Origin of the sequence: Streptomyces sp. NPDC057307, assembly GCF_042667665.1 — a bacterium.
GTDB lineage: Bacteria > Actinomycetota > Actinomycetes > Streptomycetales > Streptomycetaceae > Streptomyces.
In genome coordinates this window covers 36,502-49,094 of sequence record NZ_JBHUZM010000003.1, presented here as the reverse complement: position 1 = coordinate 49,094, position 12,593 = coordinate 36,502, and the positions used below count along the sequence as shown (strand labels likewise).

Sequence of the window (12,593 nt, the reverse complement as noted above, 5' to 3'; positions counted from 1 at the left end):
CGACGAAGGGGTCCACGGGCAGCAGCCCGTGGACCCCTTCGGTCGTCTTCGCCCGGCGGCCGGCCTCGGCCCGCGCCGTCAGCCCAGTCTGCGGGCGGCCCGCCTCAGGTCGTACTCGTGGATGATCGCCTTCGCGTGCCCGTACGCGAGGTCGTACTCGCCGCGGAGCCAGGCGACCTTCTCGTCGAAACGGACAAGGGCGGGGCCGTCGTCGACCGTGCGGAGCCAGTCGGTGATCTCGCGGCCGGTGCAGTGTGGGATACGGGACAGCAGGTTGCGGTGGGTCTCTTCGGAGAAAACAACGGACATCGGCGCCTCCGGACGCTGCTTCGCGTACTGGTCCTTCACGTCACCGTGCCTGAGCGTTCGCCCGTTGGCAACAGTCCGGGAGGGGCGCGTAGGGTCGCGGGGTGCTTGATACGACGCCGCTGACCGCTGCCGTGGACCGATTCGCCGACCGGCTGCGCGCGGCCCCGCAGAGCAGGCTGCAGCGCGGGGCCGCGGCCGAAGGGCTGGCCCTGGCCAGGGAATTGTCCGTGACCGCCCAGCGCGTCGAAGCCCCGGACGGCGTTCTGCCGGAACCGCCGAGGATCATGCCGGACGTCGGTGTCTTCGTCGTCGCCGATCAACTCACCGTCGCGGCGGGTGACTTGGCGGAGGCATTGAGAACGGCCCCGTCCGTGGCGGAACTGGACGAGGCCGTGAGGGCGGTGGAGCGGGCCGTGGCTAGAGCGAAGCTATGACCCGGTCCGCGAGAATGTAGATGTGGTCGTCGGCGGAGGCGCTCTCACCCGTCGTACCCGCGTTCCCCGCGCACCGGACGTCGTCCGCACCGGCGGAGGCGCCGCACGAGAACGTGAGGGCGTACGCCCCCGAGACACCCGAGCCGCCCAGCAGGAACGGCGTACCGCCGGCGCGCAGCGCGCCCGCGAGGCGTTCCGCGGTCTCGCGGTGGCCCGGCGTCATGCAGAGCGTCGTACCGTCCGTGAAGACGTACACGTCGAGCGTGCCCAGCGGGCCGGGCCGGACGTCGGCGAGCGCGGTACGCGCGTCGGCCAGCTCCTCCAGCCGCGCGACCGTGCGCTCGTGGTCGGTGACGACCGGCGTGCGGACGGGGACGAAGTCGGGGTGCGAGGGGTGCCTGCGGCGGGCGGCGGCCAGCTCGGGGGAGTCCTCGGCGAACTCACCGACCTCGCTGACCTCACTCACCTCACTCACCTCGCTCAGCTCCGGGAGCGCGGGCAGCGCTTCGAAGTCGGTGTAGTCCCCGAGGTTCTCCAGGTCGTCGTACTCCCCGAGATCCGCGGCCTCGGTGTGGTCCCCCAGCTCGCCGCTCTCCCGCAGCTCGGCGAGTTCCGCCAGCTCCGCGAGGTCGTCGTAGTCGTCCTCCGTGGCACGGCGGGCGCGGTCGGCGCGGTCGAGCGCGTCGAGGTCCAGCGCCTCCAGGCCCACGAAGTCGGCCTGGCGCGGCACGTAGAAGGGGCCGTCGTCGGAGCCGGGGCCGATGAAGCCGCCCAGCAGCGACGGTGCGTCGCTGGCGTCGCGGGCCTCCTGCGCGGCCCAGAAGGCGCGCGCCTCGGCCAGCTCCCGCTCGCGCTCCTCGGCCAGGGCCTCGGCGACCGCCAGCCGTATGTCCTCGGTGGATGTGGCGGCGGCCGGCGCCGAATCGCCGGAGCGGGCCTGCGGTACGGCGGCGTGGCCGGCCGGATTCGCCAGGAACAGTTCGCCGCGCAGGGCCGTGACCTCGCGCCGCAGCCCATGAGCGGCGTGCAGGGCGGCGACGCCCACGGCCGTGGCGGCGGCCGTGGTGAGCAGCAGGGCAATAGACATGGCGCTCACTGACTTACTCCCGGTCTTCAATGGTCCCCCGACTTCCTACATCAGCTTGTCGTGGGGGCGCGCACGTCGGCAGTGCATTACGTCATGAATTGGACAGGTCTTTCGGCCTTACGGTCGGCCTGCCACTGCCGTGACCAGGGTAATTTGGCCTCCCCCAGGCGGTAGGTCACATCCTGGGGGAGATTGAGTCACGACTGGGGCTCGACGGGATTCGGCGGCCCCTGCCCCACGCCCCGGCTCAGCTCAGCTCAGCCGCTCGATCACCATGGCCATGCCCTGGCCGCCGCCGACGCACATGGTCTCCAGGCCGAACTGCTTGTCGTGGAACTGGAGCCCGTTGATCAGCGTGCCCGTGATCCGGGCGCCCGTCATGCCGAAGGGGTGGCCGACGGCGATCGCGCCGCCGTTGACGTTCAGCTTGTCGAGGTCGACGCCCAGGTCCCGGTAGGAGGGGATGACCTGCGCGGCGAACGCCTCGTTGATCTCCACCAGGTCGATGTCGCCGATGCCCAGGCCCGCGCGGCCCAGCGCCTGCTTGCTGGCCTCGACGGGGCCGTACCCCATGATCTCCGGCGAGAGACCCGTGACGCCGGTGGAGACGATCCGGGCCAGCGGGGTCAGGCCCAGCTCGCGCGCCTTGGTGTCCGACATGATCACGAGCGCGGCGGCGCCGTCGTTGAGCGGGCAGCAGTTGCCGGCCGTGACCAGTCCGTCGGGGCGGAAGACGGGCTTGAGGCCCTGGGTGCCCTCCAGGGTGACGCCGGCGCGGGGGCCGTCGTCCTTGGCGACCACGGTGCCGTCGGGCGTCGTGACGGGGGTGATCTCGCGCTCCCAGAAGCCGTTCTTGATGGCTTCCTCGGCGAGATTCTGCGACCGCACGCCGAACTCGTCCATGTCGCGCCGGGTGATGCCCTTGAGCCGGGCCAGATTCTCGGCGGTCTGGCCCATCGCGATGTACGCGTCGGGCACCAGACCGTCCTCGCGGGGGTCGTGCCAGTCGGCGCCCTCGGAGGCCGCGACGGTGGCCGTACGGGCCTCGGCGTCGGCGAAGACCGGGTTGTGGGTGCCGGGCATGCCGTCGCTGGAGCCGTTGACGGAGCGGGACACCATCTCCACACCGGCCGAGATGAAGACGTCGCCCTCGCCCGCCTTGATGGCGTGCATCGCCATGCGGGAGGTCTGGAGCGAGGAGGAACAGTAACGGGTGACGGTGCAGCCGGGGAGATGGTCCATCCCCATCTGTACGGCGACGATCCGGCCCAGGTTGTGGCCCTGCTCGCCGCCGGGCAGGCCGCAGCCGAGCATCAGGTCGTCGATGTCGCGCGGATCCAGCTCGGGGACCTTGGCGAGCGCGGCCTGAATGATGGTGGCGGTCAGGTCGTCCGGCCGCAGCTCCTTCAGGGAGCCCTTGAAGGCCCGGCCGATGGGGGAGCGGGCGGCAGAGACGATCACGGCTTCGGGCATCACGGCTCCAGAGGGGCGGGTGCGGTACGGCGGAAGTGCCGTCTTGCGAAGTTACCCGCACGTACGGCCCGGGTCACCGGGCCGGACGTGTGACGAGGGCCGCAGCGTGCCACGCCGAAAGCTGCTAAGCAAGCGCTCAGCAACCTCCGGTGGCCGGTTCACTGCCCCATGGGCCGTGCGGGTCGCCGGTTCGCCACCCCGGCCCGTGGGCCGCGCGGGTCGCCGGGGGCGGTCCGGCCGCGGCACCACCCCGCGTCACCTGCGGTTGGCCCCCTCCTTGGGAGGCGGCGGCGGGGACGGCGGCGCGGCCGGTTCCGTCTGGGTGGGCTCCGGCGCCGGCAGACGCCGGCGCCTGCGGTGCTTGAGCAGGGCCCACGGCGCCCGCGCGCCCGTGACCTCCGTGCCCGCCTCGGCCGCCGCCGCCGATGCCGCCTTCGCCACCGTCAGGATGTCCTCGTCGCGCGAGGAGTCCAGGTGGTCCGTCTCCGGCCACAGGCCGAGCACCGCGCAGAGCGTCGGCAGGACCGCCATCGCGGCCGTCGCGTACCCCTCGGCCGAGGGATGGTAGTTGTCTGCGCCGAACATCTCGCGGGGGTTCGCCTCGAACTCCGGCCCGAGCAGATCGCCGAGCGAGACCGTACGGCTGCCCTGCTCGACCGCCACGATCGTCTGGGCCGCCGCCAGCTGTCTGCTCACCCGGCGGGCCAGCCAGCGCAACGGCTGGTACACCGGCTCGATCGTCCCCAGGTCCGGACAGGTGCCCACGACGACCTCCGCGCCCGCCGTCCGCAGCCGCCGTACCGCCGTCGCGAGATACCGGACCGAGGCCGTGGCCGACATCCGGTGCGTGACATCGTTCGCGCCGATCATGATCACGCAGACGTCCGGGGCCCGGAACGCGTCCGAGAGCAGCACCGTCACCTGGCGCTCCAGATCGTCCGACTGGGCCCCCGGCTGCGCCACGTTCCGCAGGTCCACCGGGCGCTCCGCCACCGCCGCCAGGCCCGAGGCGAGCAGCGCCCCCGGTGTCTGGCCCGCCCGCCGGACGCCCTGGCCGGCCGCCGTGGAGTCGCCCAGCATGCCCATCCGGATGGGGTCCGTGTGGCCGTACGCCAGCCCGTACCAGCCGTTGCCCCGGGGCGGGATCGGCGCCGTACCGCCGCCGACCGACCGTTTCGCCAGCTGGACCTCGGCCAGGACGAGCCCCACTCCGGCCGCTCCGATCAGACCGACGCTCCCCCCGCCGTAGGCGGCGCCCGCCGCGATCCGCCGTGCCACCCTCGCTCTCGACACAGTCCGGGTCACCTCCCTCTAGCCGTACACACGCTGTAGCGGTTCACACACTGCAATAAGACCAGCAAGAGGTAATTGCCCCGTAACGGGCGTGGCCCAATCTCTTCCGCGTACGCATACGCTGGCCGGACCATCACGGAGACCCCGGAGACAACGGTGCAATTCCACGACTCGATGATCAGTCTGGTTGGCAATACCCCGCTGCTGAAGCTGGGCCATGTGACCTCGGGCATTCAGGCGACCGTCCTGGCCAAGGTCGAATACTTCAATCCCGGCGGTTCGGTGAAGGACCGGATCGCCCTGCGCATGATCGAGGCGGCGGAGGAGAGCGGCGAGCTCAAGCCCGGCGGCACGATCGTCGAACCGACGAGCGGCAACACCGGCGTCGGGCTGGCGATCGTGGCCCAGCAGAAGGGCTACCACTGCATTTTCGTGTGCCCCGACAAAGTCTCCACGGACAAGATCAATGTGCTGCGGGCGTACGGCGCGGACGTCGTCGTCTGCCCCACGGCGGTCGACCCCGAGCACCCGGACTCGTACTACAACGTCTCCGACCGGCTGGTGAACGAGACGCCGGGCGCCTGGAAGCCGGACCAGTACAGCAACCCGAACAACCCGCGTTCGCACTACGAGACCACCGGTCCCGAGCTGTGGGACCAGACGGACGGGCGGATCACCCACTTCGTCACCGGCATCGGCACGGGCGGCACGATCACCGGCACCGGCCGGTATCTGAAGGAGGTCAGCGAGGGCCGCGTCCAGGTCGTCGGCGCGGACCCCGAGGGGTCCGTCTACTCGGGCGGCTCGGGCCGCCCGTATCTGGTCGAGGGCGTCGGCGAGGACTTCTGGCCGAGCGCGTACGACCCGGCCGTCACCGACGAGATCGTCGCCGTGTCCGACAAGGACTCCTTCCAGATGACGCGACGCCTCGCCAAGGAGGAGGGCCTGCTGGTCGGCGGCTCCTGCGGGATGGCGGTCGTGGCGGCGCTGCGGGTCGCCGAACGGCTCGGCCCGGACGACGTGGTCGTGGTGCTGCTGCCCGACAGCGGCCGCGGCTACCTCAGCAAGATCTTCAACGACGAGTGGATGAACGACTACGGCTTCCTGGACCACGGCGGCGACACCCCCCGGGTCGGTGACGTCCTGCGGTACAAGGAGGGCGGCGCGCTTCCCTCACTCGTACACATGCACCCCGAGGAGACCGTCGGCGAGGCGATCGAGGTCCTGCGCGAGTACGGCGTCTCCCAGATGCCGATCGTGAAGCCCGGCGCCGGCCACCCGGACGTCATGGCGGCCGAGGTGATCGGCTCCGTCGTGGAGCGCGAACTGCTCGACGCGCTCTTCGCACGGCGCGCCTCGCTCGGCGACCCGCTGGAGAAACACATGTCGGGCCCGCTGCCGCAGGTCGGCTCGGGCGAGCCGGTGGCCGACCTGATGGCGGCGCTGAGCGGCGACAACACCACCGCGGCGATCGTGCTGGTGGAGGGGAAGCCGACGGGCGTGGTGAGCCGGCAGGACCTGCTCGCGTTCCTCGCGAAGGACGCGAAGGACGCCGTCAAATAGGGCCTGTGCGGGGCTTCGTGAAAGTGGTACCAGCGCGACATCTACGCGCAGCACGCACTTAACACGGCTCGGCCACAGTAGTTGTTGTCGGCGTCAGTGATCTCCGGAGCGGCTCCCGGACCCATGGACGCCACTTGGACACGGTGCCGGTACTGACCCGGCCCGAGTCCCTCGCGGGGACCGCCGTCGTCCCGCCCTCCGGAAACGGGGGTGCGGCGGTCCCCGCGACATCTCCGTCCCCGGCGCTGCCGGTCCCCCCGGTGGACCGGCAGCGCTGCTGTGCGGGCCCTAGTCCTCCCAGTCGGACGACTGCTTCGGCCGCGTGCGGCGACGAGCCCAGGGCACACCGCCGGCCGCGTGTGCCGCGTTCACCCCGACGATGCCGAGCCAGGCCACGCAGAGCCCGGCGAAGTCCGCCTGCACCACGGCGATCGCGGAGAGCGGGATGGCCAGCACCAGCGAGACGACGGCGAAGCCGTAGCGCTCGGCGAACGACTCCCCGCTGCTGGGCGGCCGGGCGCCGCGGGCGACGACCATCTGCTGTTCGGCGAGCTGACGCCGGACACGACGGTCGGTCGTGCTGTCGAGGCGCTGATCGAGCTTCTCCAGGAACGACTCGATGAGCGCGGACTCGTACTCGGGCCCCAGCTCGCGGCGGGCCTGAAGGGTGGCGTCGAGCTCTTTCTTGAGCTCAGGGTCGCGGGCTTCCATGCCGCCAACGGTACGAAGCCGGAGCCCACCGGAACAGTGGGGCTATCCCCCCTCTTTGGCTCGGGGTAGCAGGGCGCAGTTAGCGGCCCGTGGCTGGTGCCCAGCACATGCTGGGCACCAGCCACGGGCCGGGCGGGCTGCTCATCCGCTCATGTCCGCAGACGATCCGGCCCACGACCTGTGGCACTCCACAGCCGGAGGAACGGCGCGGACCTTGCCGCGGTCAAGGACGTCCATGGAGGGCTCAATTATGTATCCGGAGCCGTCCAATTCTTGCTTGTCATGAGCCTCAAATCAGACCCGATATCGCTCTGTGTAGTTTTTTCCGAATGCCCATGGAGTCGATCCACGATCGAAGCGTCCAGAATCAACGCCTGAGGTGCTGCATCAAGACTCGACGAATCTCCGCGAATCACCTCGTCCCAGTCGAATTCGGCCGTGTTGCCGGTCTCGTCAACGATGAGAGCCGCCGTGTCGGACGGGTTGGCAAGCACCCTCTTGAAGAGTGCTGTCTCAACCCTGCGTACCTCTGGTGAGGTGAGACCGTCCAGATAGTAAGTCTGCTTCTCCCAGCCGAACGGCTCGTAGGTGAAGTGGCATGTCAGGTCAACGTCCGAGGAGAACCACCATTCCACATTGAGCGCCCCGATTGCGAAGCCGACGAGCTCGGCAACCCTGTCAGTTGGCATCGCCACCTGACCACCGTCAACGTCCAGCAGGATCGCGGATCCAACGCTCGGATGCGTGAGCGAGATACCCACCTCGCCAAATGTTCTCGCGAGACTCAGAAATTCGCTCTGAGACGTCCGAGATCGATACCACGAGATGTAGGCGTCAGACATGGTCAAAACTCCATGTTGAAGGCGTGCACGTTTCCCTCTCCGAAGGCTTTCTTTGCCTGTCTGATGGCAGACTCCGGAGTTCCTTCAGCGAGATAGTAGATTGCTGTGACGCCAGCCTCGTCTGCGGCATGTGAATTTTAATGTCCTGTCCAAATACGTATGGATGCCCGTGACCGTGAGGTTGTGGGTGCGTTGGCGCTGGTCGAAGTAGCGTGTGGCCTGGAGTGTGGGGGTGTCACCGGCCGGGGTGCGCAGCGTCATTCCCGGTTCGAGGTCACCGGCATCGACCCACGAGCCCTCGGGCTCCACCCGGAACGGGTGTGTTGTGGTGGAGACCAGGGCGGCCGGATCGCCTGACTCAGTCTGAATGGTGAGGTCGACGAAGTGCTTGTCGTCCTCGGTCACGATCGTGTTCCTTGACGGCGCTGCGCCCCCCTTCGGCGTTCGACACGTCCACGTCCACGCCCAAGCGGGTCAGCCGGTCCGGCCGGTCTCGTAGTCGAAGGTCTGCCAGACCTCCTTCCCACTGCCCGTGGACGGTTCCAGCTGTTGGGGGTGGCTGTTCTTGGAATAGCCGGTGCTGGTGACGTATGGGGTCGAGCCCGTCATCGTCGTCCGACGCTGCAACTCGGCGTAGTCGTAGGCCAGCACCTCACCGGGCGGGGCGCCCGTCGCCGTTCCCGTCGCGGGTGCCCATGGCGGGCGCGCCGTGGTGCGGGTGGCCCTGTCGGATTCCCGTGGATGCGGCCCATCGGATCGGCGCCCCACGGCCGTCGGCCGTCACCGATCCCGCGCGCTCCTTGCCGGGGCTGCATATAGTCATGCAGAGTTCTCGTTGACTGAATAGTTTGTCAATGCCTCGAAGGGCGGTGTCCCTCATGCCGGACGGTCGTGCCGCCCCCGTGCGCCCCGCCCTCGTCGTTCTCGACGGTCAGAGTCTCCCCGTCGCCGACATCGTCCGGCTGGCCGACGGGGACGCTCGGCCCGTGGCCGGGACCGACGGGATGAAGCGGGTTGAGCAGTCCTGGCACACCGCGCGGGAGCTCGCCGCCTCCGGGCGGGTCTACGGGCGGTCCACCGGGGTCGGCGCGAATCGTACCGAGGCCGTGCCCTCCGGTACCGCCGCCGATCACGGGTTGCGGCTGCTGCGCAGTCACGCCGGGGCCATCGGCCGTCCGCTGCCCGCGCGCGAGGTCCGCGCCATGCTCGCCGTGCGGGCCAATCAGCTCCTCGCCGGTGGCGCCGGGCTGCGGCCCACCGTCGTCACCGCGCTCTGCGACGCACTGACCGCCGGCGCGCACCCGGTCGTCAACGAGTTCGGCTCGGTCGGCACCGGTGACATCGCCGCCCTCTCCCAGCTCGGCCTCGCCCTCGTCGGGGAACACCCCTGGCAGGGCGGCCGGCCGCCCGAGGCGCAGGCCCTCGACAACAACGACGCCCTCGCCCTCATCAGCAGCAACGCGCTGACACTCGGTCAGGCCGCGCTCGCGCTCGACGAGTTGGGCCGCCTCATCGCCGCCACCGAACTCGTCGCCGCGCTCTCGCTGCTCGCCGTGGACGGCAGTTACGAGGCGTACGCCGAACCGGTCCACGCCGCGCGCCCGCACCCCGGCTCGTACGCCGTCGCCACCCGGATGCGGCACATACTCGGCGCCCCCGAGCGCCCCACCCCGCCGCTCGGCCGTATCCAGGACCCGTACGGCTTCCGCTGTGTGCCGCAGGTCCACGGGCCGGCGCGGGACGCCGCCGACGCGCTGGAGCGCGCGCTCGCCGTCGAGATCAACTCCGCCGCCGAGAACCCGCTGATCTGTCCGGGCTCGGACGACGACCTGGCCCCCGCCGCGTACCACCACGGCGGTTTCTACCTCGCCCAACTCGCGCTCGCGCTCGACCACTTCAGGCTCGCCGTCGTCCAGACCGCGCGGCTGTCCACCTCCCGGCTCTCCGCGCTGAACGAGCCCGGCTTCACCCGGCTGCGGCCCTTCCTCGCCGACGCGGAGCCGGCGAGTTCCGGCGTGATGATCCTGGAGTACGCGGCCGGGGCCGCCCTCGGCGACCTGCGCGCGTTCTCCGCGCCGGCCTCGCTCGGCCACGCGGTACTGTCCCGTGGCGTGGAGGAGCAGGCCAGCTTCGCCTCGCTGGCCGCACGCCAGACGCTGCGGGCGTGCGAGGCGTACCGTCTCGTCGTCGGCTGCGAACTCGTCGCCGCCGTACGGGCGTTGCGCCAGCGGGACCTCAGGCCCGAGGCCGGACTGCCCGTCGGCAGAGCCTTCGCCCTGGCCGAGTCCGTACTGGACGCGGAGATCGCCGACCGGCCGCTGACGGACGATGTGACGGCGGCGGCGCGGCTGCTCGACCAACTCGCCTCCACGGCGGACGACATGAGCGGGGCGGCCATGACCGGCATGACAGGCACCACCAGGGGGATCGCGTGAGCGACAGTCCGGCCGCCCGGCTCCAGCAGCTCTTCGAGGGCCACCGGCTCACGCCCACCCAGCGGCGTATCGCGCACAGCATGGTGCGCCGGGCCGCCGACGCGCCGTTCCTCTCCAGCGTCGAGCTGGCGGAACTCGCCGGGGTCAGCCAGCCGTCCGTGACGCGTTTCGCCGTCGCGCTCGGCTTCGACGGCTATCCGGCGCTGCGCAAGCACCTGCGGGACGTCGCGCCCGCCGACCAGGACGCGGGCACGGCCGAGTACAACGAGTACCAGCAGGCCGTGCACGCCGAGTTGGAGAATCTGCGGCAACTGGCCGACCTGCTCGCCGACCCGGGCCCGGTCGAGCGGGCGGGCCGCGTACTGGCCGCCTCCACCCCGCTGCCCGTCCTCGGCCTGCGCGCCGCGTCCGCCCAGGCCAAGGGATTCGCCTACTTCGCGGCCAAGGTCCACCCCGACATCCGGCTCCTGGACGAGGGCGGCACGATGCTCGCCGACCGGGTCGACGCGGCACGGCGCGCGGGCGCGAGCGCCCTGCTCTGCTTCGCGCTGCCGCGCCACCCCAAGGAGGTCGTGGAGGCGCTGGACTACGCGCGCGCGGCCGGGCTGTTCGTGGTCACGGTCGCCGACTCGGCCTTCGCGCCCGTCGCCGCCCACAGCGACCTGCTGATCCCGGCGGCCGTCGGCACGGGCCTCGCCTTCGACACTGCGTGCGCGCCGATGCTGCTGGGGCGGGTGCTGCTGGAGGCCATGTGCGACGACCTGCCGGACGCGCAGGCACGCCTGGAGGACTTCGACGGGCGGGCGGCGGCCCGAGGGCTGTTCGTCGAGTAGTGCCTCTTCGTCGAAGAGACCCCTTCAGCTTCCGCGTTCTCAGGAAAAGCTCAGGAAACCGCATTAATCTGCCCGCCAAAACTTCGGTGAATCGGTGAATCTGAAGAGGAGGCGGCCGTGGGGCGCGGAGGGCAGCAGTCGCTGGCGCGGGTGACGGTGATCGTGAGGGCCGGCGCGGCCCCGATGTGGTGGCTGGGGGTCCTGGCCGCCGCCGTGGGGCTGTTGATCCCCGGCCTTACCGGCCGCCGGGTCGGGTTGTACGTCGGGGTGGCGCTGTTCGTCCTGAGCGCGGCGGCCGTCGCGCTCGTACGGCGACGGCGGTACGGCGGCTGGGCCGAAGCCGCCTCGCGCGCGGGGAAGTTCGACTACCTCCAGGACCGGGCGGTGACGCTGCGGGTCTGGCGGCGGGCCCATGTGTGGTGGCTGGTGGGCGCGTTCGTCGTGGCGGCGGGCGCCTCGTTCGCCGTACCGGTCGCCGGTGGCGCGGCACTCGCGGGCGCCGGCGTCGGGCTCTGGCTGAAGGCCGTACTGCTCGGCCGCGGCGAGCGCGCGGGCGAGGAGTTGCTCTGGGTCCGTACCGACTGGGCCGGACGGGGCAGCCCCGTCGGCAAGAAGGTCAAGGGCTTCCGTACGACCGGGGTCGAGGCCGGGGACGCCGTACCCGGTGGGGCGCGGCGTCCCCGCGAGAAGCGGGCCGAGCGGGTCAAGCGGGCCGAGCGGGAACGGACTCCCGTCACACCTCCAGTTCGTTCTCGATCTTCTTGAGCTGGTGTCTGGCCATCGCCAGATTCGCCCGCTGCTTGTCCAGCGCCACATAGAGGAACAGACCGTTGTTGCCCCGGCCCTTGAGCAGCCGGATCAGGTGGTACTGGCTGCCGAGGGTGATCAGGATGTCCTCGATCTCCTCCTTGAGTCCCAGCATCTCCATCGTGCGTACCTTGGCCCGCACCACGTCGGTGTTCCCGGCGGCGGCGACCGTCAGATCGAGGTCCTTGCCGCCGCCCAGGGTGCCGAGGGCCATGCCGCTGCTGTAGTCGACGAGGGCGGCCCCTATGGCGCCCTCGATGGAGGTGGTGGCTTCTTTGAGGGCCGCTTCGGTGTTGGCCATGAACGTCGCACTTCCTTTTCGTCTCTGGGTCGCTCGGGCGGGTGTTCTGCTTGAGGTCATGGGTCAGACGTTCTCCGGTCGTTCGAGGGCGCGGTCCACGAGTTCGCCGATCCGGGCCCCGGACCGGCGGGCCTCCAGATGGAGCCGGCCGACATTGATCCGCGGCTCGGCGAGGACGGTGAGGACGGCGGAGCCGCCGGCGGCGTACGTGGCCACATAGCCGTGCTCGCCCCTGATGAGCAGTTCCCGGAAGCCGCCCCGGCCCGTGCTGTCGGTCAGCCGCAGGGAGACACCGAGCGCGGCGGCGGTCAGGGCGGCGATGCCCTCGGGCTCGATGCCCGTTCCGCCGCCCGCCCCGTCGCCTGTCCCGCCGGCCGGTCCCGCGCCCGAGATCTCCTCGGCGAGGACGAGGCCGTCGGTGCTCGCGGCCAGCGCCCCGGTGAGCAGGGGGATACGGGCCCGCAGACGTCGTAGCTCCCCGAGGACTTCGGCCTCCGCCGTCATC

16 protein-coding genes are annotated in these 12,593 nt (G+C 70.8%); 5 read left to right on the top strand and 11 right to left on the bottom strand.

Going from position 1 to position 12,593, the window contains the following annotated elements; translation table 11 throughout:
* Positions 1 to 78: 78 nt before the first annotated feature.
* Positions 79 to 309, bottom strand: coding sequence for a DUF4287 domain-containing protein (locus ACFUN8_RS02025; protein ID WP_382560856.1), 231 nt, complete (start codon positions 307 to 309; stop codon positions 79 to 81).
* Between the two features lie 101 nt (positions 310 to 410).
* Between ACFUN8_RS02025 and ACFUN8_RS02020 the strand changes: the two genes are divergently transcribed.
* Positions 411 to 743 carry a hypothetical protein gene (locus ACFUN8_RS02020; RefSeq protein WP_383630158.1) on the top strand — a complete coding sequence of 111 codons (333 nt, stop codon included), beginning with the start codon at positions 411 to 413 and terminating at the stop codon, positions 741 to 743.
* On the opposite strand, the gene ACFUN8_RS02015 is transcribed toward ACFUN8_RS02020, so the two are convergent.
* The 3 genes from ACFUN8_RS02015 to ACFUN8_RS02005 form a co-directional block, all read right to left on the bottom strand.
* Positions 727 to 1,830 carry a hypothetical protein gene (locus ACFUN8_RS02015; protein WP_383630156.1) on the bottom strand — a complete coding sequence of 368 codons (1,104 nt, stop codon included), beginning with the start codon at positions 1,828 to 1,830 and terminating at the stop codon, positions 727 to 729. The genes ACFUN8_RS02020 and ACFUN8_RS02015 overlap by 17 nt on opposite strands.
* 252 nt (positions 1,831 to 2,082) lie before the next feature.
* A complete protein-coding gene (locus ACFUN8_RS02010; RefSeq protein WP_383630154.1) occupies positions 2,083 to 3,303 on the bottom strand; it encodes an acetyl-CoA C-acetyltransferase in 1,221 nt (406 codons plus the stop codon).
* Between the two features lie 255 nt (positions 3,304 to 3,558).
* Entirely contained in the window at positions 3,559 to 4,581 is a 1,023-nt protein-coding gene (locus ACFUN8_RS02005; RefSeq protein WP_383630308.1) for an SGNH/GDSL hydrolase family protein, read from the bottom strand.
* A gap of 171 nt (positions 4,582 to 4,752) precedes the next feature.
* Between ACFUN8_RS02005 and ACFUN8_RS02000 the strand changes: the two genes are divergently transcribed.
* A complete protein-coding gene (locus tag ACFUN8_RS02000) occupies positions 4,753 to 6,159 on the top strand; it encodes a cystathionine beta-synthase (protein ID WP_383630152.1) in 1,407 nt (468 codons plus the stop codon).
* 288 nt (positions 6,160 to 6,447) lie between these two features.
* On the opposite strand, the gene ACFUN8_RS01995 is transcribed toward ACFUN8_RS02000, so the two are convergent.
* The 5 genes from ACFUN8_RS01995 to ACFUN8_RS01975 form a co-directional block, all read right to left on the bottom strand.
* Complete coding sequence (locus ACFUN8_RS01995; RefSeq protein ID WP_383630150.1) at positions 6,448 to 6,870, bottom strand: hypothetical protein; 423 nt, start codon at positions 6,868 to 6,870, stop codon at positions 6,448 to 6,450.
* Positions 6,871 to 7,118: 248 nt separating this feature from the next.
* Positions 7,119 to 7,712 carry a hypothetical protein gene (locus ACFUN8_RS01990; RefSeq protein ID WP_383630148.1) on the bottom strand — a complete coding sequence of 198 codons (594 nt, stop codon included), beginning with the start codon at positions 7,710 to 7,712 and terminating at the stop codon, positions 7,119 to 7,121.
* Positions 7,713 to 7,796: 84 nt separating this feature from the next.
* Entirely contained in the window at positions 7,797 to 8,117 is a 321-nt protein-coding gene (locus tag ACFUN8_RS01985; protein WP_383630146.1) for a polymorphic toxin-type HINT domain-containing protein, read from the bottom strand.
* Between the two features lie 69 nt (positions 8,118 to 8,186).
* Positions 8,187 to 8,363: a hypothetical protein gene (locus ACFUN8_RS01980; RefSeq protein WP_383630144.1), complete on the bottom strand. Its 177-nt coding sequence runs from the start codon at positions 8,361 to 8,363 to the stop codon at positions 8,187 to 8,189.
* Between the two features lies 1 nt (position 8,364).
* Complete coding sequence (locus ACFUN8_RS01975) at positions 8,365 to 8,535, bottom strand: hypothetical protein (protein ID WP_383630142.1); 171 nt, start codon at positions 8,533 to 8,535, stop codon at positions 8,365 to 8,367.
* A 55-nt stretch (positions 8,536 to 8,590) separates the two neighbouring features.
* On the opposite strand from ACFUN8_RS01975, the gene ACFUN8_RS01970 reads away from it, so the two are divergent.
* From ACFUN8_RS01970 to ACFUN8_RS01960, 3 genes are all read left to right on the top strand, one after another.
* Positions 8,591 to 10,147 carry an aromatic amino acid ammonia-lyase gene (locus ACFUN8_RS01970; RefSeq protein ID WP_383630140.1) on the top strand — a complete coding sequence of 519 codons (1,557 nt, stop codon included), beginning with the start codon at positions 8,591 to 8,593 and terminating at the stop codon, positions 10,145 to 10,147.
* Positions 10,144 to 10,980 carry a MurR/RpiR family transcriptional regulator gene (locus ACFUN8_RS01965; RefSeq protein WP_383630138.1) on the top strand — a complete coding sequence of 279 codons (837 nt, stop codon included), beginning with the start codon at positions 10,144 to 10,146 and terminating at the stop codon, positions 10,978 to 10,980. Before ACFUN8_RS01970 ends, ACFUN8_RS01965 begins: the two co-directional genes overlap by 4 nt.
* Before the next feature lie 117 nt (positions 10,981 to 11,097).
* Complete coding sequence (locus ACFUN8_RS01960; RefSeq protein ID WP_383630136.1) at positions 11,098 to 11,745, top strand: hypothetical protein; 648 nt, start codon at positions 11,098 to 11,100, stop codon at positions 11,743 to 11,745.
* Here ACFUN8_RS01960 and ACFUN8_RS01955 read toward each other — a convergent pair.
* Positions 11,714 to 12,088 (bottom strand): hypothetical protein, encoded by a 375-nt coding sequence (locus tag ACFUN8_RS01955; RefSeq protein WP_382566711.1) that lies wholly within the window; start codon positions 12,086 to 12,088, stop codon positions 11,714 to 11,716. The two genes, ACFUN8_RS01960 and ACFUN8_RS01955, sit on opposite strands and share 32 nt — an antisense overlap.
* Positions 12,089 to 12,151: 63 nt before the next feature.
* Entirely contained in the window at positions 12,152 to 12,592 is a 441-nt protein-coding gene (locus ACFUN8_RS01950) for a roadblock/LC7 domain-containing protein (protein ID WP_383630306.1), read from the bottom strand.
* Position 12,593 lies beyond the last annotated feature (1 nt).

What these genes read in the sequence shown, in the direction of transcription:
- ACFUN8_RS02025 (WP_382560856.1), bottom strand. Translation starts at nt 309, where the DNA reads ATGTCCGTTGTTTTCTCCGAAGAGACCCACCGCAACCTGCTGTCCCGT.
- ACFUN8_RS02015 (WP_383630156.1), bottom strand. Translation starts at nt 1,830, where the DNA reads ATGTCTATTGCCCTGCTGCTCACCACGGCCGCCGCCACGGCCGTGGGC.
- ACFUN8_RS02010 (WP_383630154.1), bottom strand. Translation starts at nt 3,303, where the DNA reads ATGCCCGAAGCCGTGATCGTCTCTGCCGCCCGCTCCCCCATCGGCCGG.
- ACFUN8_RS01995 (WP_383630150.1), bottom strand. Translation starts at nt 6,870, where the DNA reads ATGGAAGCCCGCGACCCTGAGCTCAAGAAAGAGCTCGACGCCACCCTT.
- ACFUN8_RS01990 (WP_383630148.1), bottom strand. Translation starts at nt 7,712, where the DNA reads ATGTCTGACGCCTACATCTCGTGGTATCGATCTCGGACGTCTCAGAGC.
- ACFUN8_RS01975 (WP_383630142.1), bottom strand. Translation starts at nt 8,535, where the DNA reads ATGACTATATGCAGCCCCGGCAAGGAGCGCGCGGGATCGGTGACGGCC.
- ACFUN8_RS01970 (WP_383630140.1), top strand. Translation starts at nt 8,591, where the DNA reads ATGCCGGACGGTCGTGCCGCCCCCGTGCGCCCCGCCCTCGTCGTTCTC.
- ACFUN8_RS01955 (WP_382566711.1), bottom strand. Translation starts at nt 12,088, where the DNA reads ATGGCCAACACCGAAGCGGCCCTCAAAGAAGCCACCACCTCCATCGAG.
- ACFUN8_RS01950 (WP_383630306.1), bottom strand. Translation starts at nt 12,592, where the DNA reads ATGACGGCGGAGGCCGAAGTCCTCGGGGAGCTACGACGTCTGCGGGCC.